17 protein-coding genes are annotated in these 22,560 nt (G+C 71.1%); 2 read left to right on the forward strand and 15 right to left on the reverse strand.

Features of this window, described 5'->3' with window-relative positions; genetic code table 11:
• Positions 1 to 27: 27 nt before the first annotated feature.
• Positions 28 to 906, reverse strand: a complete 879-nt coding sequence (locus ACIRB1_RS07070; protein ID WP_352185311.1) for an ABC transporter permease — start codon at positions 904 to 906, stop codon at positions 28 to 30.
• The gene (locus ACIRB1_RS07075) at positions 896 to 1,711 is read right to left on the reverse strand and encodes an ABC transporter ATP-binding protein (RefSeq protein ID WP_403464815.1); all 816 of its coding nucleotides are present in this window, start codon (positions 1,709 to 1,711) and stop codon (positions 896 to 898) included. The genes ACIRB1_RS07070 and ACIRB1_RS07075 overlap by 11 nt, the downstream gene beginning before the upstream one ends.
• A gap of 159 nt (positions 1,712 to 1,870) precedes the next feature.
• Here ACIRB1_RS07075 and ACIRB1_RS07080 point away from each other — a divergent pair, with 159 nt between their 5' ends.
• Positions 1,871 to 2,563, forward strand: a complete 693-nt coding sequence (locus ACIRB1_RS07080; protein ID WP_352185309.1) for a response regulator — start codon at positions 1,871 to 1,873, stop codon at positions 2,561 to 2,563.
• Positions 2,564 to 2,612: 49 nt separating this feature from the next.
• Here the strand turns inward: ACIRB1_RS07080 and ACIRB1_RS07085 are convergent, their stop codons facing one another.
• The 6 genes from ACIRB1_RS07085 to ACIRB1_RS07110 form a co-directional block, all read right to left on the reverse strand.
• Positions 2,613 to 4,205, reverse strand: a complete 1,593-nt coding sequence (locus ACIRB1_RS07085; RefSeq protein ID WP_403464816.1) for a cation acetate symporter — start codon at positions 4,203 to 4,205, stop codon at positions 2,613 to 2,615.
• Entirely contained in the window at positions 4,202 to 4,762 is a 561-nt protein-coding gene (locus ACIRB1_RS07090) for a DUF485 domain-containing protein (protein ID WP_266773254.1), read from the reverse strand. Before ACIRB1_RS07090 ends, ACIRB1_RS07085 begins: the two co-directional genes overlap by 4 nt.
• Before the next feature lie 69 nt (positions 4,763 to 4,831).
• Positions 4,832 to 5,518 (reverse strand): response regulator, encoded by a 687-nt coding sequence (locus tag ACIRB1_RS07095; RefSeq protein WP_403464817.1) that lies wholly within the window; start codon positions 5,516 to 5,518, stop codon positions 4,832 to 4,834.
• Positions 5,515 to 6,666 (reverse strand): sensor histidine kinase, encoded by a 1,152-nt coding sequence (locus tag ACIRB1_RS07100; protein WP_403464818.1) that lies wholly within the window; start codon positions 6,664 to 6,666, stop codon positions 5,515 to 5,517. Before ACIRB1_RS07100 ends, ACIRB1_RS07095 begins: the two co-directional genes overlap by 4 nt.
• Complete coding sequence (locus tag ACIRB1_RS07105; protein WP_403464819.1) at positions 6,663 to 7,187, reverse strand: DUF1453 domain-containing protein; 525 nt, start codon at positions 7,185 to 7,187, stop codon at positions 6,663 to 6,665. The genes ACIRB1_RS07100 and ACIRB1_RS07105 overlap by 4 nt, the downstream gene beginning before the upstream one ends.
• A gap of 635 nt (positions 7,188 to 7,822) precedes the next feature.
• Positions 7,823 to 9,943 carry a type IIA DNA topoisomerase subunit B gene (locus ACIRB1_RS07110; RefSeq protein WP_403464820.1) on the reverse strand — a complete coding sequence of 707 codons (2,121 nt, stop codon included), beginning with the start codon at positions 9,941 to 9,943 and terminating at the stop codon, positions 7,823 to 7,825.
• Between the two features lie 442 nt (positions 9,944 to 10,385).
• Between ACIRB1_RS07110 and ACIRB1_RS07115 the strand changes: the two genes are divergently transcribed.
• Positions 10,386 to 10,619 (forward strand): hypothetical protein, encoded by a 234-nt coding sequence (locus ACIRB1_RS07115; RefSeq protein ID WP_033283991.1) that lies wholly within the window; start codon positions 10,386 to 10,388, stop codon positions 10,617 to 10,619.
• Positions 10,620 to 10,753: 134 nt separating this feature from the next.
• On the opposite strand, the gene ACIRB1_RS07120 is transcribed toward ACIRB1_RS07115, so the two are convergent.
• The 7 genes from ACIRB1_RS07120 to ACIRB1_RS07150 form a co-directional block, all read right to left on the reverse strand.
• Complete coding sequence (locus tag ACIRB1_RS07120; RefSeq protein ID WP_403464821.1) at positions 10,754 to 11,611, reverse strand: S1 family peptidase; 858 nt, start codon at positions 11,609 to 11,611, stop codon at positions 10,754 to 10,756.
• Between the two features lie 132 nt (positions 11,612 to 11,743).
• A complete protein-coding gene (locus ACIRB1_RS07125) occupies positions 11,744 to 13,282 on the reverse strand; it encodes an RNA polymerase sigma factor (protein ID WP_403464822.1) in 1,539 nt (512 codons plus the stop codon).
• A 433-nt stretch (positions 13,283 to 13,715) separates the two neighbouring features.
• Positions 13,716 to 14,603 carry a FadR/GntR family transcriptional regulator gene (locus tag ACIRB1_RS07130; RefSeq protein ID WP_403464823.1) on the reverse strand — a complete coding sequence of 296 codons (888 nt, stop codon included), beginning with the start codon at positions 14,601 to 14,603 and terminating at the stop codon, positions 13,716 to 13,718.
• A gap of 162 nt (positions 14,604 to 14,765) precedes the next feature.
• Positions 14,766 to 17,342 carry an ATP-binding cassette domain-containing protein gene (locus tag ACIRB1_RS07135; RefSeq protein WP_403464824.1) on the reverse strand — a complete coding sequence of 859 codons (2,577 nt, stop codon included), beginning with the start codon at positions 17,340 to 17,342 and terminating at the stop codon, positions 14,766 to 14,768.
• Between the two features lie 91 nt (positions 17,343 to 17,433).
• Positions 17,434 to 18,192 (reverse strand): NUDIX domain-containing protein, encoded by a 759-nt coding sequence (locus ACIRB1_RS07140; protein ID WP_403464825.1) that lies wholly within the window; start codon positions 18,190 to 18,192, stop codon positions 17,434 to 17,436.
• 131 nt (positions 18,193 to 18,323) lie between these two features.
• Positions 18,324 to 20,285, reverse strand: coding sequence for a glycogen debranching N-terminal domain-containing protein (locus tag ACIRB1_RS07145; RefSeq protein ID WP_403464826.1), 1,962 nt, complete (start codon positions 20,283 to 20,285; stop codon positions 18,324 to 18,326).
• A gap of 590 nt (positions 20,286 to 20,875) precedes the next feature.
• Positions 20,876 to 22,465 carry a DUF4192 family protein gene (locus ACIRB1_RS07150; protein ID WP_403464827.1) on the reverse strand — a complete coding sequence of 530 codons (1,590 nt, stop codon included), beginning with the start codon at positions 22,463 to 22,465 and terminating at the stop codon, positions 20,876 to 20,878.
• Between the last annotated feature and the right edge of the window lie 95 nt (positions 22,466 to 22,560).

Consider the following 22,560-nt stretch of genomic DNA (forward strand, 5'->3'; position numbering starts at 1 on the left):
TTCAACAGGGCTGCGGCGAGGGGCCGTTCAGCTGTCGGAGCCCGACGGCTTCCAGCGGAAGATGCGGTTCTCGGCGAAGGTGAGGAGCCCTTCGGCGACCAGAGCGACGACGGCGAGGATCACCATCGCGGCGTACACGCCGGCCGCGTTGAAGGTGCCCTGGGACTGCGCGACGAGCAGGCCGATGCCCTTGGTGGCGCCGATGTACTCACCGACGATCGCGCCGATGAGGGCGAAGCCGAAGCTGACATGGAGGCTGGTGAAGATCCAGGAGGTGGCCGACGGGATGACCACCTGGAGGGTCACCCTGCGGTCGCTGGCGCCGAGGATGCGGGCGTTGGCGACCAGGTTGCGGTCGACCTCCCGGGCGCCCTGGAAGGCGTTGAAGAACACTGGGAAGAAGACGAGCACGACGGCGGAGGCGACCTTGGAGGCCGGTCCGAGGCCGAACCAGATCACGAAGATCGGGGCGAGCACGATCCTGGGTATGGAGTTGAGCACCTTGATGTATGGACCAAGTACGTCGGCCAGCAAGGTGATCCGCCCCAGAGCGATACCGAACACGACACCGGCGACCACACCGATGATCCAGCCCAGCAGCGCCTCCTGGAGCGTGTACCAGATCTGCTCCCCCAAGGAGCCGAGCGCGGTCCCGTGCATCACCCAGGTGTAGATCTGGTCCCAGATCTTCGAGGGCATCGAGAAGTTGAACGGATCGATGACCTTGACCCGGGAGAGCCACTCCCACAGGCCGAGCACGGCGACCAGGAGCAGCACCCGGGCCGCCCCGACTCCGACCTTGCGTTTACGGGCGGCACGCGCGCGTGAATGGGCCCGGTCCGACGTGGCACCGGACTCGACCACGGCCGGCACGACCTTGTCCTCGGGCATGACGTCAGGCGACATTGGCCGCACCTCTCTCGCGCGTGATGCGGACCTCTTCGCCCAGGGACTCCCAGATCTCGCGGTAGATCTCGATGAACCGCGGCTCCAGGCGCACGGATTCGACCTTGCGGGGCCGCGGCAGGTCGATGTCGAAGACCTGCTTCACGGTGGCGGGCCCCGCGGTCATGACAACGACCTTGTCGGCCAGCGCGATGGACTCCTCCAGGTCATGGGTCACGAACACGACCGAGGCGCCGGTGCCCTCCCACAGCTCCAGGAGCTCGTCCGACATCAAAGCCCTGGTCTGCACGTCGAGCGCCGAGAACGGCTCGTCCATCAGCAGGATCTCGGGGTCGTTGACGAAGGTCGCGGCGAGTGCGACGCGCTTGCGCATACCGCCGGAGAGCTGGTGCGGATAGCGGTCCTCGAAGGCGGACAGCCCGACCCGGGCCAGCCACTCACGCGCCTTCGCCTTGGCCTCCGCCTTCGGTACGCCGCGGAAGCGCGGGCCCGCCATGACGTTGGACAGCACCGTGCGCCAGGGGAAGGTGGCGTCCTGCTGGAAGACGAAACCGACCTTGTCGCCGACGCCGGAGACCGGCTCACCGGCCACCAGGACATCGCCCTCGGAGGGCTCTTCCAGCCCACTGACGAGGGTCAGCGTGGTCGACTTGCCGCAGCCCGTGGGGCCGACGACCGCCACGAACTCGCCACGCCCGACGGTGAGATCGAGCCCCCGTACGGCCGTGTGCAGACCCCCCGACGGGGTCCTGAAGGTCTTGCTCGCGCCCCGCAGCTCGATGGCGGGGCTGATGTCTGCGCTCATGGCCGGGACCGTAGATGTGGCCCGGACCACAGCAGCAGTCTTCTGGGCGCAAGCCGTTCTTTTGCTCGCAAGAGCCTGTTGTGCTCGTTTTGCTCGCGCTACAACTGCGGAGCCGAAACACGGGCTTAACGCTCGCCTGGCCTTGAGGAAAGAGGCCCAATGATTGACGTCATGGTCGTGGACGACGATTTCCGCGTCGCCGAGATCAACGCCAAGTACGTGGGGAAGGTTCCCGGTTTCCGGGTCGCCGCCCGCGCGCACAGTGCTGCCCAGGCGCTGGCCACCGTGGAACGCGGGACCATCGACCTGGTGCTGCTCGACCACTATCTGCCCGACCGGACGGGTCTCGAACTCGTCCACCACATGCGGGAGCAGGGCCACGGAACCGACGTCATCATGATCACGGCGGCCGGCGACGTGGCGACCGTGCAGCGCGCGATGCGCCTCGGCGCCCTGCACTACCTGGTCAAGCCGTTCACCTTCACCGCACTGCGCACCCGCCTCGACTCGTACGCCGCCCTACGGCGCACCGTCGAGCGCGTCGGCGGCCGGGGCATCGCCGGCCAGGAGCAGGTCGACCGCATCTTCGGTGCCCTGCGCACGACGCCCGCACCGGCCTCCCCCGGCCTGCCCAGCGGCCATTCGGAACCGACCACTGACCTGATCTGCGGCGTCCTGCACCGAGCCGGCCATCCGCTCTCGGCCCACGAGGTCGCCGCCGAGACCGGCCTGAGCCGCTCCACGGCCCAGCGCTACCTCCGCCACCTCGAACAGGCCGGCCGCCTGCGCCTCTCCCTCAAGTACGGCGACACGGGCCGCCCGGAACACCGCTACGCCTGGGTGGCGCCGTAGCCACGCGACAGCCGCACAACCCTCGCGTGGCCACGGCACACAGGGACCGCTACACGGCCCCCGCCCCCGTCAGCGCACGCACCTCGGTCTCCGCGTGCTTGGCCTCGTCCGGGACCTCCGTCGAGGTGACCGTGCCGAGCCAGCCGGCCAGGAAGCCGAGCGGGATGGAGACGAGGCCGGGGTTCTGGAGCGGGAAGAACTGGAAGTCGACGCCCGGGAAGAGCGATTCGGGACTGCCCGACACGACCGGCGACAGCAGCACGAGCACGAGCGCGGGGATCAGTCCGCCGTATACGGCCCACACGGCGCCGCGGGTCGTGAAGCCGCGCCAGAACAGCGAGTAGAGCAGCACCGGGAGGTTCGCGGAGGCGGCGACGGCGAAGGCGAGGCCCACCAGGAAGGCGACGTTGAGGTTCCTGGCGATGAGGCCGAGCCCGATCGCCGCGATGCCGATGCCGACCGCGGCGACCCGCGCCACGGCCACCTCACTGCGCGGTTTGGCGTTCGGGCGCCGTAGCGACGCGTACAGGTCGTGCGCCACGGATGCCGAGGAGGCCAGGGTGATCCCCGCCACCACCGCGAGGATCGTGGCGAAGGCCACGGCCGCGACGATCGCGAACAGGACGGTGCCTCCGGTGGAATCGGCGCCTCCGCCGAGGTCGAGGGCGAGCAGCGGGACCGCCGTGTTCCCCGCCGCGTTCGACGTGCGGATCGTGTCCGGTCCCACGACCGCCGCGGCGGCGAAGCCGAGGACGATCGTCATCAGGTAGAACGCGCCGATGAGCCCGATCGACCACACCACCGAACGGCGCGCGGCCCGTGCGGTCGGCACGGTGTAGAAGCGCGACAGGATGTGCGGCAGCCCGGCCGTGCCCAGCACCAGCGCGAGGCCCAGGCTGATGAAGTCGAACCGCGCGGTCCAGTCCCCGCCGTACTTGAGCCCCGGCGCCAGGAAGGCGGCGCCGTGACCGCTGCGCGCGGCGGCCGTGAGCAGTAGGTGGTTCAGGTTCCCGTGGAAGCGGACCAGGGTCAGCACGGTGAGCGCGATGGTGCCGCTCATCATCAGGACCGCCTTGACGATCTGGATCCAGGTGGTGGCCCGCATCCCTCCCATCGACACATAGATCACCATGAGCGCCCCGACGCCGATGACGGTCCACGCCCGCGCGGCCGGACTCGTCCCTCCCAGCAGCAGCGAGACCAGGCTGCCCGCGCCCACCATCTGCGCCACCAGGTAGAGAACGGACACGGTGACCGAGGAAGTTCCCGCCGCGATCCGCACCGGCCGCTCGCTCATCCGGGCGGCGACCACGTCGGCGAGCGTGAACCGCCCGCAGTTGCGCACCAGTTCGGCGACGAGGAACAGCACCATGAGCCAGGCGACGAAGAAGCCCACCACGTACAGCAGGCCGTCGTAGCCGAACAGCGCGATGAGCCCGGTGACCCCGAGGAAGGAGGCCGCGGACAGATAATCACCCGAGATGGCAAAACCATTCTCCATCGGGGAGAAGAGCCGTCCGCCCGCGTAGAACTCCTCCTCCGAACCATGCCGGTTGCGGCTCACCCAGGTGGTGATCCCGAGGGTGACCGCGATGAACACGCTGAACAGCAGCAGCGCCAGCGTCTGATGGTTCCCGGTCACGACGTACCGCCTCGAATGCCTCGTGTCAGTTCCTGTGTGTCCCAGCGCAGTTCGAGCGCGGCCCGGTCCCTGCGCAGCCGCGCGTGCCGGGCGTAGGCCCAGGTGAGCAGGAAGGTGGTGAGGAACTGCCCGAGTCCGGCGACCATCCCCACGTTCACCGCGCCGGCCACCGGCCGGGCCATGAATCCGGGTGCCGTGGTCGCCGTCACCACATAGGCCACGTACCAGGTGAAGAAGACGACGGTGGCCGGCACCACGAACCGCAGATACCGGCCGCGCACCTCCTGAAAGGCCGCGCTGCGCTGCACCTCCCGGTACACGTCCGCGGCGCGCATCGCCCTGACCTCGTCCTCCCGGCGAGCGGCCGGCACCTCGGGGGCGGGCACGCCCGCGCCGTCCGACTCGCCCCAGCCGGACGCGAGGGCGTCGTACCAAGGGTCGTGGTACCGCACCTTTCCGGTTGCCTCGGCAGGGGTCAGGTCATGGCCTTCGTGGTTCTCGGCCGGACTCTCGTGACCGCTCCCGCCACCGCGGGGACGACCGTTGCTTGACTGCATGCCCAAGGATGGACAGAACGGGAAGATCCCCGACACTTCTTCTCCGGTGTCTTCACCCCATCAGGTGACTCAACTCGCTGGTGGCCGCACCAGTCCTTTCCCGTAGGCGTAACGCACCGCCTGCGCACGGTCCTTGAGCCCCGTCTTGGCGAACAGGTTGTTGATGTGGGTCTTCACCGTCGCCGTGGAGACATGCAGCTCGCGGGCGATCTCCTGGTTGCTCAGGCCCTCGGCGATCAGCACCAGCACCTCCACCTCCCGGGCGGTGAGACCGTCCGGCGGCGCTGCGGGCACAGACGACGGCAGCGGCTCGGGCTCCGACAGCCGCTCCAGCAAACGGCGTTGGATGCTCGGCGACAGCCCCGCGTCCCCCGACAGCACGTTCTCCACGGCCCGTACGATCTCGTCGCCGCCCGCGTCCTTGGTGAGATAGCCGCGCGCCCCTGCACGCAGCGCCGGGAACAGCGACGCGTCGTCCGCGAAGGTCGTGAGTACCACCACCTGCGTACCGGGATACTCGGCACGGATCCGCCGGGTCGCCTCGGCACCGTCGCAGCGCGGCATGCGCAGGTCCATCAGGACGACGTCCGGGGCGAGTTCGGCGACGAGCCGCACCGCCTCTTCCCCGTCGCCGGCGGCGCCGACGACCTCGATCCCGGGCAGCAGCCCCAGCAGCATCACGATGCCTTCTCGTACGACGGTCTGGTCGTCCGCGACCACGACCCTCGCCGGCTTCTTCACGGGCTCCTCCGTCATGCGGGCACCTTCAGCGTGACCACGAATCCCTCCTCGTCCGGCTCGGCGCGCAGCGAACCACCCAGCAACTCGGCGCGTTCCCGCATGCCCAGCAGACCGTATCCACCTCCCGCCCCGGTCAGTTCGCCGGGCGAGCCGCCCGAGTCCCGTACATCCAGGGTCACTTCGCGCTCGCCGTAGTCCAACGTGAGCAGCACCTTGGCGCCCGGGGCGTGCTTGCGGACGTTCGTCAGGGCCTCCTGGGCGACCCGGCGCACGGCCTGCGAGGCCTCGGCGGAGAGCTGTCTCCGATCACCCGTAACGGTGACCTGCGCACCGCCGGCCGTACCGACCAACTCGGACAGGAAGTCCTCCAGCGGGCTCATCTCGCCCCGCAGCGCGGACAACGCCTGCCGGGTCTCGGAGAGTCCGTCGCGGGCCATCCCCCGGGCGGCGACGACCCGCTCCAGGATCGTCTCCCGGTCGGCGCCCCGCTCGATCAGCAGCCGGGCCGCCTCCAGGTGTACGAGCTGGGCCGAGAGGCTGTGCGCCAGCACGTCGTGGATCTCCCGGGCGATACGGGCCCGCTCCGCCAGCGCGGCGGACTCCGCCTCGGCCGCTCTCGCCATGCGCTCCTGGGTCAGCAGCCGCTGGGCGTTGCCCCGGGCCTCTGCGTCGAGGCGGAGCGTGTATCCCGCGAGCGCCAGGCCCGCCGTCGTGACCGCGGTGGTCAGCCAGACGTCGTTGTTGACCGCGGCGAAGGTCGCGAGGGACACCGCTGTCACCGGTACGGCGACCGCGATGGGCAGCCGCTCCAGCGAGCTGACGGCACACCCGCACCAGATGACGAGGGCCGGAACCCTGAACCCGGCCGCCTGTCCCCCGACCGCCATCGCGAGGAGCACGGCCATGAGTGCCACCGAGGGCCAGAGCCTGTGGGCGAGAGTCGTGCGCCAGAACGCCCAGGCGACGGCCGCCGCCAGCAGAATCCCGGCCGCGCCTGCGGCCAGGGCCCAGCCGCGGACGTGACTGCCGGTGAGCGCGCCTCCCAGGAGCACGCCGATCACCAGCAGCCGGACGGCCCAGGCGAGCAGTCGCCGGGGCCGTGAGACCCCCTCTCGGCCCAGCGCCTCCCGGGAGGGCCAGCGCGTCCAGGCGTTCTCTGTCACACGCGCTCCTTCCGGGCAGGCCGGCCCATGCCGAAACCGTACGCCGGGGCGAATCCGGCCGTCCCGGTGAAGGACTGGGCCCGCCAGGCCAGGACCCCGGAGCGGACCAGCAGCGTCGCCGCGAGACCGAGCATCAGGGCCGAGCTGTCCTGGTGCACACCCACGGCCGCGCCCAGAGCCACGAGGCCGACGCGCAGGGCTATGCCGACGAGCCAGACGCCCCCGCTCGCCTTGGTGCTCTTGCTCCACACGGAGCCGTCGGACTCCACCCACAGGCGCGTGGTCCAGGCCCAGCCGGCTCCGGTGACCAGTCCGATGACCAGCTCGACCGCGAGCAGCAGGGCGGACGCGGTGTGGTGGTGCGGGTCGAGCAGACCGGGCTCGCGCAGCGCCACGACGCCGAGGATCACGGGGAGGAGCCACCAGCGCCGGTCGGTGCCGATCTGACGGGCGCGGAACTGCCGCACGATCACCACCGCGACGACGGCCACGATCACCAACGCGTTGACCAGCCCGGACATCAGAGCCTCCGTGAGCGGAAGAGGATGCCGGCGGCGAGCGCTGCCGACGCCTTCGACGCTACGGAAATCCGCAGCTCAGCAGATCGGCGCCAGGGTGGATCGCGGGTGGATTCCCGGACCGGCTCGTTCTCCACCCGTGGGTGGAGGCGGTGGACGGCGGCGGGTACGCCTCCGGCTCTGGCCCCGGCGCTGGCTCCGGCTCCGGCTCCGGCTCCGGCTCCGGCTCACGAAACAGAGCGACGGTGCGGGGTCGTGCCGGGAACAGGGCGCTTGTGCCGGGCTCGTCTCGGCAGCGGAGCGAACGTGTCGGGGCGCCTGTCGGGAGCGGGGCGGTCGCGCCAGGTCGGTGGGTGGAACCGAGCGATCTCATCGGGGCAGCGTCCGAAGCGGAACGATTCTGTGGTCCAGTGGCCAAGCTTCCGCGCTCGGGGTCTGGGTCCGGCTCTGAGGCCGGGGCTGGCTGGGTCCGGGCGTCGAGCCCAGGCCCAGATCCCAGCCTCGTGGCCAGGACCAGGCCCGAACCCGAACCCAGGTCAAGGTCGACCCCGGCCCCAAAGCCGAACCCGAACCCGAACCCGAACCCGAACCCGAACCCGAACCCGAACCCGAACCCGAACCCGAACCCGGCGGGATGGTCAGGCGTCGATGCGCGACCGGTCCAGCGTCGCGGCCGAGCTGGAGATGAACTCCTTGCGCGGTGCCACGTCGTTGCCCATCAGCAGATCGAAGACCTGCTCGGCCGCCTCCAGGTCGGAGAGGTTGATCCGGCGCAGGGTGCGGTGACGGGGGTCCATCGTCGTCTCGGCCAGCTGGTCGGCGTCCATCTCGCCGAGACCCTTGTAACGCTGGATGGAGTCCTTGTACCGGACGCCCTTGCTCTGAAGCTCCAGCATCTTCTCGCGCAGCTCACGGTCCGAGTACGTGTACACGTACTTGTCCTGGCCCTTCTTGGGCTGGACGAGTTCGATCCGGTGCAGCGGCGGCACCGCGGCGAACACCCGGCCGGCCTCGACCATGGGCCGCATGTAGCGCTGGAAGAGGGTCAGCAGCAGACAGCGGATGTGGGAGCCGTCCACATCGGCGTCGGTCATCATGATGATCTTGCCGTAGCGGGCCGCGTCGATGTCGAAGGTGCGGCCCGAGCCCGCTCCTATGACCTGGATGATCGCCCCGCACTCGACGTTCTTCAGCATGTCGGTGACGGACGACTTCTGGACGTTGAGGATCTTGCCGCGGATCGGCAGCAGCGCCTGGAACTCGGAGTTCCGGGCGAGCTTGGCCGTACCGAGCGCGGAGTCCCCCTCGACGATGAACAGCTCGCTGCGCTCCACGTCGTCGCTGCGGCAGTCGGCGAGCTTGGCGGGAAGCGAGGAGGACTCCAGGGCCGTCTTCCGGCGCTGGGCGTCCTTGTGCTGCCGGGCCGCGATGCGCGTACGCGCGGCGGCGACGGCCTTCTCCATGACCACGCGGGCCTGGGCCGCCGCGTCACGCTTCGTCGAGGTCAGGAAGTCCTTGAGCTCCTTGGTGACCACGTTGGCGACGATGCGGCGGGCGGCGGACGTACCGAGCACCTCCTTGGTCTGGCCCTCGAACTGCGGTTCGGCGAGCCGGACGGTGACGACCGCGGTCAGGCCCTCCAGGGCGTCGTCCTTGACGATGTCGTCCTCGGCGACGCGCAGCAGCTTCTTGGCGCGCGCCACCTCGTTCACCGTCTTGACGATGGCCTGCTCGAAGCCGGCGACGTGGGTGCCGCCCTTGGGGGTGGCGATGATGTTGACGTACGACCGGAGCGTCGTGTCGTAGCCGGTCCCCCAGCGCATGGCGATGTCGACGCCGAGTTCGCGGGTGACCTCGGTGGGCGTCATCTGGCCGTGGTCGTCCAGGACGGGCACCGTCTCCTTGAAGGTGCCCTGGCCCGACAGGCGCAGGACGTCGCAGACGGGCTTGTCGCTCGCCAGGTACTCGCAGAACTCGCTGATGCCGCCGTCGAAGCGGAAGGACTCCTCGCCCTTGCTGCCGCCCTCGCCGAGGCCGTACTCGTCGCGTACGACGATGGTCAGCCCGGGCACCAGGAATGCGGTCTGCCGGGCCCGCTGGTGGAGGTTGTCCAGGGAGAGCTTGGCGTCCTTGAGGAAGATCTGGCGGTCGGCCCAGTAGCGCACGCGCGTGCCGGTGCGGGTCTTGGGGATCCGCTTGGTCTTGCGCAGGCCACCGGGCTCGAACGCGGCATCGGGACCGGCGGAGGCGAAGGAGCCGGGCACACCCCGCCGGAAGCTGATGGCATGGGTGCTGCCGCTGCGGTCCACCTCCACGTCCAGTCGCGCGGACAGGGCGTTCACCACGGAGGCGCCCACGCCGTGCAGACCACCGGAGGCGGCATAGGAGCCGCCGCCGAACTTGCCGCCGGCGTGCAGCTTGGTCATGACGACCTCGACACCGGAGAGGCCGGTCTTGGGCTCGACGTCGACCGGGATGCCCCGGCCGTTGTCCCGGACCTCCACCGAGGCGTCGTCGTGCAGGATCACCTCGATGTGGTCGCAGTAGCCCCCGAGGGCCTCGTCCACGGAGTTGTCGATGATCTCCCACAGACAGTGCATCAGGCCACGACTGTCGGTGGACCCGATATACATCCCAGGGCGCTTGCGTACGGCCTCGAGCCCCTCGAGGACGAGCAGGTGCCGCGCGGTGTAGTTGGAACCGTCCCGGTCTGCTCCTGCCAGCAGCGCTGTCGACGGCACGGACGTTTCGGCGGTCACGCGGTTCGCTCCTCGCTGAATTTCAGATGAGGCCCTTTTGGGTAAGGGCCCGGCTTCGGTTGCCGCTCAGAGGGTACCGAGGCCTGGTAGAGCCGTTGTAACGCCACCCTCGTCTCCTCCTCACACTAGTCCAGGGTCGTATACCTGTTCGATCCCTCGATGGAGTGAAGTACATATCACGTTCCCTTCGGGGCATGAACCATTTAGGCTCCGGGCACGTCCTCAAGAACAACCGGCAACCCAGCCGGGAGGACCCGACCCTGACAGACAGCGCGAACCCGTACAGACACATAGACACGCAATACGGCACATTCGCCGCCAACCGGCAGCAGACAGCCGCCCCGGAAGAATTTTTCGAGGAAAAGCCACGAGCGGGAACGTTTTCGGGCTGGTTGGATGTTGACCCTGGTACGACAGCTCGTCGAGCTAGAGAAGAGGCGACGTGACTACTGTTCTGACCCCCGCGAGCCCACTGACGGCCGCCGATCGCTGCGACCGCTGCGGCGCCCAGGCATACCTGCGCGTCGTCCTGCTGAGCGGCGGAGAACTGCTCTTCTGCGCCCACCACGGCCGCAAGTTCGAGCCGGAACTCAAGAAGATCGCCGCTGAGATACAGGACGAGTCGGAGCGGCTGACCTCCGCTCCTGCTGCAAGCGCTCCTGAAGAAGACCGCTGACACATCGCGTCCACGACGAGCCAGCACCGGCCCAGGCCGGCGACGGGCGGCCCCGCTCCTGAACCACAGGAGCGGGGCCGCCCGTTTTCGTACCCGCGGGTGTCGCTCGGCCCGCGGATGCCTCTCAGCCGCCGTCAGGCGCCCCTGTGCGGCCCTGGCGAGCCCCGGCGGCCGCCCAGGCTCCGCAGGACGTCGGACACCCTCGTGTAGACACCAGGGCTCCCGGCCCGCCCGCACCCGCTGCCCCACGACACGAGCCCGATCAGCCGCCCCTGGGCGACCAGCGGGCCCCCGCTGTCCCCCTGGCAGGCGTCCCGGCCGCCCTGGACCTCCCCGGCGCACAGCATGGACTCGGGGAGGTAGGTGCCGTCGGAACCGGCCGGATAGGCCTCCTCGCAGCGCGCGTCGGGCAGCACGTGCACGCTCGCGGCGTGCAGACTGCCCGCGTAGTCGCCGGTGCCGGTCAGATCGCCCCAGCCGTAGACCGTGGCGGCCGTACCCGGCGCGTAGGCCGGGTCACCCGCCCCCGCCATCTTGATCACCGAGCTCTGCGACAGCGGCTCGGCGAGGGTGAGCACGGCGAAGTCACCGGCGTTGGTGGCGGGGTCGTAGGCCGGATTGACCCGCACAGTGCGTACGGCGATCTCCCGGCCCCGGTCCGAGAGCAGGTCCGTACGGCCCGTGATGGCCTTGAGGTCGGTCGCCCGGTGCGGCGGCGCCCCCAGGACGTCGTCGGCCATGCAGTGGGCCGCGGTCAGCACGGTGGTCGGGTCCACGGCCACGGCGCCGCAGAACTGTCCTGCCCGGGTACCTCCGAATCGGTCACGGCTGGACAGCGCCACTGTCCACGGGCTCACGGAGACGTCGACCGGGAACCCGCCGACGACGATGCTGTCCGCGGCCGCGGGGACGGCGGAGACCAGCGGTATGGCGGACGCGGCAGCCGCCAGGACCAGCGGCCGGGTCAGCGCCCGGGCAAGGGGACGACGCATGCACGTTCCTCACTCTGGGATGGTCATGGGAGACCCACAGTGATCCAGTGCGTCGCGCCCCGCACCCGCGCGGCAGCACGAAGGCCCGGCTCCCCGAGGGGGGCCGGGCCTTCCGTGTCGTACGACTACGACCTAGTCGAGGTAGTCGCGCAGCACCTGCGAACGCGACGGGTGGCGCAGCTTCGACATGGTCTTGGACTCGATCTGGCGGATGCGCTCACGGGTGACCCCGTACACCTTGCCGATCTCGTCGAGGGTCTTCGGCTGACCGTCGGTGAGACCGAAGCGCATCGAGACCACGCCGGCCTCGCGCTCGGACAGGGTGTCCAGGACGGAGTGCAGCTGCTCCTGGAGGAGGGTGAAGCTGACCGCGTCGGCGGGGACGACGGCCTCGGAGTCCTCGATGAGGTCACCGAACTCGCTGTCGCCGTCCTCACCCAGGGGGGTGTGCAGGGAGATGGGCTCGCGGCCGTACTTCTGGACCTCGATGACCTTCTCCGGGGTCATGTCGAGTTCCTTGGCCAGCTCCTCCGGGGTGGGCTCGCGGCCCAGGTCCTGGAGCATCTGGCGCTGCACGCGCGCGAGCTTGTTGATGACCTCGACCATGTGCACCGGGATACGGATGGTGCGGGCCTGGTCGGCCATCGCGCGGGTGATCGCCTGACGGATCCACCAGGTGGCGTACGTGGAGAACTTGTAGCCCTTGGTGTAGTCGAATTTCTCGACCGCGCGGATCAGACCGAGGTTGCCTTCCTGGATGAGGTCCAGGAAGAGCATGCCGCGGCCGGTGTAGCGCTTGGCCAGGGAGACCACCAGACGGAGGTTGGCCTCCAGGAGGTGGTTCTTGGCGCGGCGGCCGTCCTCGGCGATGATCTCCAGCTCGCGCTTGAGCTTGGGGGCGAGCTTGTCGGCGTTGGCCAGCTTGTCCTCGGCGAACAGACCGGCCTCGATGCGCTTGGCGAGCTCGACCTCCTGCTCGGCGTTGAGGAGGGGGACCTTGCCGATCTGCTTGAGGTAGTCCTTGACGGGGTCGGCGGTGGCACCGGCGGCTGCGACCTGCTGCGCGGGCGCGTCGTCCTCGTCCTCGTCGGAGAGCACGAACCCGGCACTCTCGGCGCCCTCGGGCTCGTCCCCGGTCTTGCCGGGGGTCTCCTCGGTCGCCTCTTCGTCGATCAGCTCGACGTCGTCCTTCTTGGCGCTGGTCTTCTTGGCAGCCGCCGTCGTCTTCTTGGCGGCGACCTTCTTGGCGACCGCCTTCTTGGCGGGCGCCGTCTTCTTGGCGGCGGCCTTCTGGGCGTCGTCCTCGGCGGGAGCGTCGGCGACGGGTACCGCCGGAGTGGCGGTGGCGGTGGCCTTCTTGGCGGTCACCGTCTTCGCGGCGACCGTCTTGGTGGCGGTGCGCTTGGCCGGACTCTTCGCTGCGACGCTCTTTCGGGTGCGCTTGGGCTCCGCGGCACTGACCATCAGCGTCACACCCTCTTCCTCGAGGATCTGGTTGAGGCTGCGCAGTACGTTCTTCCACTGAGTGGCCGGAATCTGGTCAGCTTCGAAGGCCCGACGCACGTCATCGCCGGCGATCTGCCCCTCAGCCTTTCCCCGCTCGATGAGCGCCATGACAGAGACGGACTCGGCGATCTCCGGCGGGAGCGTACGGGATGTGCTGGCCGACACGAACAACCTCTCGGAACGATGGAAAACGGCTTCCGGCCCCGTCCGGTACGGACAGGAACCGACGACCGCCGACTGGGGATGGGCCGACGGCGCGGGCTGGGGCCGGGAAGAAACACAGCGCCTTGAACGGCGTCCGTATTCCCTTCCGCGGCTGTCACCTCTTAGGTCATCGCGCAGTTCCCGCGAGCGTTACGCCCAATCTGCGTGGCCCGAGTCACACCCCGTAAGCGCGCAAAAACGGTCAGACACGGGCAGAGGAGGTCATCCGCAGCCGTGACAGGCCCTCCTCAGGGAGATCCGACACCCCGTCGCGCCGCCGGACCCCGCCGGTTCCCTGGAGGATCCTGCGGGGTCCGGCGGGAGACGGGCGTCCCGGCCGGGCGACGCCACGAGAGCGCGGCACACCTCGGCCGCGCCGACCACCCGGCACGCGTCAGTGTTCGCGCGGGGCGGGCACCACGCGCTCCACCTCGGGGTGCACGATGAGCAGCTGCCGCATCGCCGCCTCGGCCGCCGCGCCGTCACCGGCGCCGAGGGCGTCGACGATCCGGGCGTGGTGCCCCAGGGAGGCGTCGGTGGGGCGGTCACAACCGGTGACCGGGCCGCCGGAGACCTGGAGGGCCGAGGAGACGATCCCGGAAAGGTGCTCCAGCATCCGGTTGCCCGCGACCTGGATGAGCAGCGAGTGGAACTCGGCGTCCGCGCGGGAGAACGTCAGCGCGTCACCCTGCCCCAGGGCGTGGCTCATGATCTCGACCATGTCGGAGAGGCGCTGCTGGATGTCCTCGCGCCCGTGTCCGGCGGCGAGGCGCGCGGCGAGCGGCTCGATCGTCCAGCGCAGCTCGCTCAGCTCGCGGCGCTGGTTGTCGCGCTGCGGGCCGAAGGCGCGCCATTCGATGATGTCCGGGTCGAGGAGGTTCCAGTCGCTGACGGGACGCACGCGCGTGCCGACGTTCGGGCGCGCGCTCACCAGGCCCTTGGCCTCCAGGACGCGGAGCGATTCGCGGACGACGGTGCGGGAGACCTCGAAACGCTGGCCGATCTCCTCGGGCACCAGCGGGCGGTCGGCGCCCAGGTCCCCGGAGACGATCATCTGACCCAGTTGCTGGACGAGTTGGCCGTGCAGCCCGCGTCCGCGGCTGCCCGCGGCACGCCGGCCCACGCGGCCCAGCTCGGGGTCGGAACCGTCCCAGGAGGGGGCTCCGAGGCGCTCGGTGACGGGCGCCTCGGCATAGGGGTAGCGGTCGAGTTCGCCCGGGCCGGCGAGACCGGAGTCTGCGGAGCGGGCGGCGGTCATCATGGTGTGCGCAAGGGTACTCACGGATCATTTGTCGGCGTTGGTTCCAACTCCCTTGAGGTCTTTGGTGAAAAGCACACGAAAGGGTGATCGCTCACCCCGTCGCAATTGACGCCTTATCGGAAAGAAATGGGCTTTCTCCGGGGAGTTGTGCGCAGAGCGGGCCCCCAGGGTTGCGGACGGTCGTCATCGGACCCTGCTCCGCAGGGTCGTGAGCAGATACGCGCAGAGCAGTGCGGTCAGCGACAACGTCAGTGCCCCGCCCACGGGTTGGGCGATCACACGCGCCGCCGCGGACAGGTAGCGCTCGCCCCCGAAGGGCCACTGCAACAGGAACACCTTCCGCATCCGCAGCGGGAAACCTTCCGCGGTCCGAACAGCCGGTCCCTCCAACGCCTTGTGTACGAGGGGTACGACGACGATCGGTACGGCGACTACCGCGGCGAGCCCGGCCGTGGTGGACCGGAAGGTGCCGGCGGCCAGTACCCCGGCCCAGGCGCAGCCGACGACCAGGCCGATCCAACTCGCGCTCATCGAAAGCGAGTCGGCGGGAACTTGCGCGAGCTCCCGTCCGTAGACGAGATAGAGCGCTTCGGCGTCGCAGCCCACCGTGAGGAAGGCCAGCAGCAGCGCGGTGGCCGCGGAGACAAGGAGCTTCGCGACCAGCAGTCCCATCCGGCGGGGCACGGTGCCGCGATCCGCCGCCAGGGCAGGGTGACGGAACTCGTCACCGAAGGCGAACGCCCCCAGCAGCCCCGCGCCGAGCGCCGCGGGCGGCAGGGGCAACTCCCGCGGCCACGCGGCCAGCAGACGCGGCTGCGGGGTGTGCCCGACACGCGCCAGGAACAGCGCGGTGAGCACGGACACGACGAGTACGGCGGCCCCGGTCAGGAACCCGGTGCCGACGCCGGTGGCGCGGCGCAGCTCGTAGCGGAGGGGACGCAGCGGGCTGGGGGCGGAGCGGACGGAGATGGGGGGCGGGAGCGGGGACAGGGCGTCGAGGGTCAGGGCGTGGGCGGGGCGTGCGGCACGCGCGCGGGGAGTACCGGCCGACTCCTCCGGGTCGATGAGGGCGACCAGCCGGGAGGTCGCGGGGGAAGGGCTCGCGGCGGCTGCGTGGGCCTCGTGCGGCGGGTGAGGGTCGGCTGCGGGTTGCGGTTCTTCGGCTACGAGCGGCTCGGCGGTGGGCGTCGGGGCGGTGAGCGACGCGCTGGTGTGAGGCTGCTGTGGGGCGTCGGCGTGGGGTTGCGGGGCTTCGGCCGATCGCATGTCGGTGGACGGCCCAGCTGCGGTCCGCGCGGGCAGCTCAGCAAGGGGCGTGTCCGCGCGGGGGGTTGGCATCTCGGCGGACGGCACGTCGGTGAGAGGCGTTGGCACCCCGGCGGGCGGCGCGTCGGTGAGGGGCGTTGGCATCTCGGAGAGTTGTGCATCCGTGCGGGGCGTTGGCGGCTGAGCAAGGGACGCGTCCGCGCGGGGTGCTGACGGCTCACCAAGGGGTGCGTCAGTGCGCGGCGTTAGCGGCCGACCAAGGGGCGCGTCCATGCAGGGTGCTGACGGCTCGGCAAACGGCGTGTTAGTGCGCGGGGTTGGCGGCTCGCCAAACGGCGTGTCCGTGCGGCTTGCTGACGGCCCACCAAGCGGTACGTCGGTGCGAGGGGTTGGCGGCTCGGCAAACGGTCTGTCGATGCGAGGCGTGGGCCGCTCGGCAAGCGGTCTGTCGGTGGGCGGCGTTGGCGGCTCGGCAAGCGCCGTTTCGGTGCGGGCCGCCGGGCGCTCGGCGACCGGTGCGTTGGCGCGGGCCGTTGGGATCTCGGTCGTCGACGGGGTGTCCGGGACTCGCGGTTCCTCGATGGATGCGGGCTCGTCTCGGCGGAGTGCACCCGCGCCCGGCCCCATGTCCCCGATCTCGTCCGCGAGTTGGTGTACGAGGATGTCGTGCCGGAACGCCGTCTCGCCCACCTCGGCGCACGTACTGCCGTACACGGAAAGGCGGTTGCCGCCCTCCCGGACGACTTCGACGGAGCGGTGTGCGGTGCGGGCCTCCCTGGTGAGGAGGGCGGCGAGGCGGACGGCGTGTGGGCTGCGGACGGCGACGCGGGGGCGCAGCCGGGTGCGGGCGAACTCTCCGGCCTCCTGGTCGGCGACGAGTCTGCCCTGCTCCAGGGTGACGACCCGGTCCGAGCAGCGGGCGGCCTCCTTGGGCTCGGAGGTGGTGAACAGGACCGTGCCGCCCTGAGCCGCGTGGGCGTGCAGCATGCCGTACAGCCAGCGGCTTTCGCGGGCGGAGAGTTCGTCCGCGGGTTCGTCCAGCACGAGTGTGTGCGGGTCGGACAGCAGGGCGCAGGCGAGGCCGAGGCGGCGGTCCATGCCGCGCGCGAGGCTGCCGAGGCGTTCGTCGCGCAAGCTGACGAGGCCGACCACTTCGAGGACTTCGTCGGCACGCCGGGCCGGAACGCCCGCCGCCGCGCACAGCATCCGGAGATGGCCGCGCACCGATCGGGCCGGATGACCCGGCACATCGCCCAGGAGGACGCCGACCTCGCGCGACGGATGGGCGATGCGGTGCAGGGGGCGGCCCCTGAAATAGGTGCTTCCACGTCCCTGTTGGAGTTCGAGCATGAGCCTGAGCGCGGTCGTCTTTCCCGCGCCCGGTGCTCCGAGGAGTGCGGTGACACGGCCCGCACGTGCCTCGAAGGAGACGTCGTCGACGGCGGGCGGATGCTCCTTGCGGGCGTTGCTGGTCAGTCCGAAGGCCTGGATCACCCACAGCAAGATAGCGCGCTATGTCCGTTTTTCCGGGCACCGAACGGCCCGCTGCGCAACCGTTGATCGCCGCGGACGACGCGCTACGGCATCACACCTCGGGGCGCAGCATCGGCGGGTTGAGCAACGTGGCCCCGCCGGCCCGGAACAACTGCGCCGGGCGCCCGCCCTGACGGGTCGTCGTACCACCCGTCGGGACGAGGAACCCGGGCGTGCCGGTCACCTTGCGGTGGAAGTTGCGCGGGTCGAGCGCCACGCCCCACACCGCCTCGTAGACGCGGCGCAGCTCACCGACGGTGAACTCGGTGGGGCAGAACGCCGTGGCCAGGGACGAGTACTCGATCTTCGAACGGGCGCGCTCCACCCCGTCGGACAGGATCTGCGTGTGGTCGAAGGCGAGCGGTGCCACGGCATCGCCGTCGCGGCCGAACCCCCCTTGTTGCAGCAGCTCTTCGACGGGCGCCCACCGCGCGTTGCTGGCGTCCCCGCCTGCTCGGGGTGCCGGCAGGTCGGGAGCGAGCGCGAGGTGGGCGACGCTGACGACGCGCATTCGCGGGTCGCGCTTGGGGTCGCCGTAGGTCGCGAGCTGCTCCAGGTGCGCTCCGTTGTCCTGGGCGGGGGCGCCGGGGTCGTGGGCGCGCAGTCCCGTCTCCTCGGCGAGTTCGCGTGCCGCGGCCTGCGCCAGGTCCTCGTCGGCCCGCACGAAGCCGCCGGGCAGCGCCCAGCGTCCCTGAAACGGCGGCTCGCCCCTGCGTACCGCCAGCCCGCACAGAGCATGGCGGCGCACGGTCAGCACGACCAGGTCCACGGTGACGGCGAAGGGCGGATACGCTGACGGGTCGTAGGACATGCGGCGATCATAGTCGTCTGCCTGACGATAAACACTCCCTTCGCCGGTACCGTCGAGACTGATCCACTGCGGTGCGAAGAGGGGTTTCCTCCTCCGCTTCCGGCCGTCGGCCGACACCGCCTTCCCCGAGGTCACGCTCCCAGTTGCAGGCCGTCGGCCGCCTCCTCGACCATGGCGACGCCGAGCCGGCCGACCCGGACGGAGAAGGGGGCGCCCGCGATCCGCAGCCCGGTCAAGCCGATCTCGCCCAGGGGCGCGCTGCGCACCGGGCGGAGAGTGACCGTGCGGGCGGGGGCGTCGGGGCGGATGCCCGCGAGGGTGGTCAGCAGCAGGACTCCGGCGGCCGCGGCCGTGGCTGCCGGGCGGCAGGCCGCCGGATGGGGAAGGGGAGCGCTCCCGTCCGTGCGCTGCTCCCCCGCGTACATCTCGGGGAGCCGGTGTCCGAACGCCTCGGCAGCGGCGAGGACGCCCCGCAGCAGCGAGGTGGCCTCCTTCTCGTACCCGGCCACCGCCAGGCCCGCTACGGCGATCGCCGTCTCCGCCACCCGGACGGCTCCGCCGCGGTGGCTGAACGGGCTGTATCCCGGCTCCTTCACGCCCAGGCCGCGCAGTCCCCAGCCCGAGTCCATGGCCGGGGCACCGAGCAGCCGGGCGAGTTGTTCGGCCCGCGCTTTGTCGAGCAGGCCGGGTGCGTACTCGCCGCCGCCCAGGAGTCCGGTGTCGAGGAGGTGGGCCGTCGTCGCGCCGAGGTTCGGTACGAGGCGTCCGTCCGGAGCCCGGGCCGCCGCCGGGCGGCCGCCGCCCAGGTCCCCGATCCAGAACTCCGCGCGGAAGGCGGTGCGCAACTCCTGGGCCCACTGCCGGAGTTCCGTGCCGCCGGGTCTGCCGTACGCGTCGAGCAGATCGGCGCCGAGCAGCGCCGCCCGGTGAGCGTGGGCCTGCGTCTCGCAGCGGACCGGTCCGCCGGGGTGCGGGTCGTGGAGGTAGGTGCCGTCGCCCACGGTGGTCCGCAGCCAGGTCAGACAGCGCTCGGCGGCCGGCAGCAGCTCCTGTGTCTCCTGCTCCGAGAGCCCCCAACGGCGGGCCTCCGCGAGCAGCACCGGGAAGAGCAGGGTCGCCTCCGTACCGGTGCAACTCGGCGGCAGATGGGCGCCGGCGTCACGGCGCGGTCCGGGGATCATGCCCAACTGTGCTCCGGGGCGCTGGAGTTGGGTACGGGCGAGGGTCCGCAGCGTGCCCGCGGCCAGGCGTGTGCCGAGGGGCAGCGTCATCCGCGCCGCCGTGAGTGACTCCGCCGGGGCGAGCCCGCAGCGCCAGGGTGCCCCTGCCGCGAGATGGGTGTCGGAGGGGTGCGCGGGGTCGCGCAGCAGCAGTGCCTGGAGGTCCTCGACGCTGGTCCGCAGGAGAGCGTGGACTCGGGGGTCGTCGCCGGTCGCCCGTGCGCTCGCCAGGGGGCTGGTCGCCCCGTGGCCCACGGCCCTGACCGGTCCCGTGCCGTCCGGCCGTACCCGGAGTTCCACGCTCGCCGTGCCGCTCGGTGGCAGTTCGAACTCCCAGCGCAGGAGTCCCGCGGAGGCCAGTGCGTCGGTGGGCGGTGGGGCGGCCGTGACCGCCGAACTGCCGGTGGCGCCGGACCAGCGCAGGCCGGAGTCGTGGACGCTGGCGGGCAGTTCGGGTCCTGTGTGGCCCGCGGCGATCGCGCCCAGGTCGGCCATGTCGGTGCCGAGTGCCACCTCGACCGGCAGGCGTAACGGGCGCCGGGACACGCTGCGCAGCGTGATGCGCTCGGTGCCGTCGGCGTGCCGGGTCCGCTCGACGACGAGGTCCGGGTCCGGGCCGCAGTCCGGGGAGACCCGCAGGGTTCCCACGAACCGGGCGCGGTCGGATGCCGTCATCCGGGCCTGCACCGCCAGCGGTTCCCGTCCGGCCACCCGGAGCTGGCAGCGGGAGAGCACGCGCCGGCCCGCGCGGTAGAACCCCTCCAGCCCCCGGCCGTTCAGCTGCCCTTCCTCGGTGGAGACGGCGAGGCCGGGGAGCGCCACGCAGATCAAGGTGGTGTGGGTGGGCGGCAGTTCGAGGGAGCGGCGGGGCATCGGGCGGGACGGGTGTGGCAGGGAGCCTTGAGGTGGGGAGAGCGAGGCGGGCTGGTGCGGTGCCGGGGTTGGACGGCGGTTTCGGCCGGGTGTCCAGCCTTCCGGCTGCCGGTGGGAGGGTTGCGGTGGGCGGTCGGGATCGGTCGTGCCCGTTTGCGGCGGTGATGAGCCGGTGCCTCGGCTCGGGCGTGGCACGGAAGGATCGACGTCAGGGCGGTCGCCCTCGGCCGAGGGCGGTGTCGGCTGGTGCATGGGCGGCTTCTTCTGGGCTCTGTGCGCCTCGGACGTGTTCGGCGCCGGGTGGACGGTTCCGCGAGGGACGGTTCCGACAGGACGGGGGCTGTCCGGCGACACGGCCCGTTCAGGCGTTCCGCCACTCAGGTGAACGGAACCGGGCTCCTCCTGGTCACGCCTCCGGCCTGCGAAGCCGACCGAATGGCGGCGTGGCGGAAGGGCGGGACAGCCGGCCTCGGCCCGCCGGTCCCGGTGGCCGCCGACCCGGCGCACGGCGGACCGGCGGAGCCAAGCTCCGAACACACCGAGCCGCCCACTGGACCGGCGGTGCCGCCCCTCACTCCCCCGAGCTTTGTTCACCCGTCCCCCTCAAGGCCGTTGGCCTCCGGCTGCGGCCCCTCCGAGCAGGTGTCGTAGCGTCGCGACCCGCCCTTCCCAGAGGTGCGCGCACGCTCGCCGCCGGGGCGTGCCGTGCCCTGCGCCGGTGTGCGCGGACGCGATCCGTCCGCCCCGCCGGATCGGCGGCTGTCCGTGCCCGAGCGGCGGGGACGGCCGTGGACTCGGCCGACGTCGGGGGTACGCGTGCGGTGCCGACGGCGGGAGGGCGCGGGTGAAGCCATGGGTGAGGCCTCCGGTGCCGGGGATTCGGCGGGCGCGCTCGCGCCCTGCTCCGCGGAACCCTCGGCGGTCTCCGCGCCGGCGACCACGTCTCCGGTTCGTGGCGCCCCTCCAGCACCCGATGCCTCGCCGGCTCCCGTCCCCTCTGCGCGCTCCACCCGCTCCGCACGCAAGCATCGCCGGATCGACTCCGGGTCGAGGCCCTCGTTGCAGGCCTGGTGGAGGAGGCGGGCGAAGAGGTAGTCGGGGTCCGTGCCGAGGGCCATGGCCAGGGCTTCCCTTGCCTCCAGGTCGTCGCCGGTGGACCAGGCGACCCAGCCGGCGAGGGTGAGAGGAGCCGCGGCGTGCTCGCCGTACGGTCCGACGCAGCGGCGGGCCAGTGCACGCCAGAGGCGCAGGGCCGGCAGCGCGTCGTCGCCCTCCATCCATTCGGCTGCGCGGTCGCGGGTGGTGCGGTCCTGGAGGCCGAGGATCAGGCTGGCGGCCTCGTCATGGGTGAGCAGGGCATCATCGCGGAAGTCCGAGTGGAGCACACCGGTCACGCGTGGTGCCAGGGCGAACCGCTTCATGATCCGCCGGGCGAGGTCCAGGGTGTCCTCCGCGACGTCCGCCCGGCTGGCGTCGTCGAGGATCTTCGGGACCAGGGTCATGCCGGCGGCGTCCAAGGCGACTTCCTGCTGTAGCGCGGCAGCCGTCTCCCACGGCAACAGCCTCGCCCGCAACTCGCGCAGAGTGCCGCGCACTTGGAGTCCCGCGTAGGTCGCCGCCGCTGCCAGTACGGACGTGCCGGGCAGGCCCATCGGGGAGCCGTCGACCGGGCAACATCCTTGACCCGAGCAGCAGTAGGACCAGAAGCGGCCGTCCGAGATGCAGAGCGCCTCGATCACCGTCACGTCCAGTCGGCCGCATTCGGTGCGCAGCTTCTGGACGAGCGGGCGCAGGCGCTCCATGACCTGGCGCCCCGATTCTCCCGGCGCCGGTTCCTGGCAGACGTAGGCGATCATCTGCTCGGGCCGGGCGCCTCGGCGCTCGCTGCCCGTCACGAGGCCGTGGGCCAACTGGCGTGCCACGGAGGCCCAGTCGTCCGCGCCGGCGGGAATGCCGAGCCGGGCCCTCCCGCCGAACCGGCCCCGGCCGGCCCGGTCGTACAGGGCGACGAGGACGATGCTGTCCTCGGGGCGGTACCCGAGCAGATAAGGCAGGGCGTCGGCGAGTTCGGCGGGGCTGCGCAGGGTGAGCTGGTGTTCGGGGCTGGTGTGGCGGTCGTAGGCGGTGGGGTCGATGTCGCCGTTTTCGGAGGATCCGGTCGTTTCGCTGTGATTCGTCATGCGATGACGATCTCGCGGATCGCGAAGTCCCGCTTGAGCCTGTGGATAAGTCCGGTCAGGGACACGCCACATGGGCTTCGACGCGGCCAAGTCGG

It is taken from the genome of Streptomyces sp. NPDC096013, assembly GCF_044763565.1.
GTDB lineage: Bacteria > Actinomycetota > Actinomycetes > Streptomycetales > Streptomycetaceae > Streptomyces.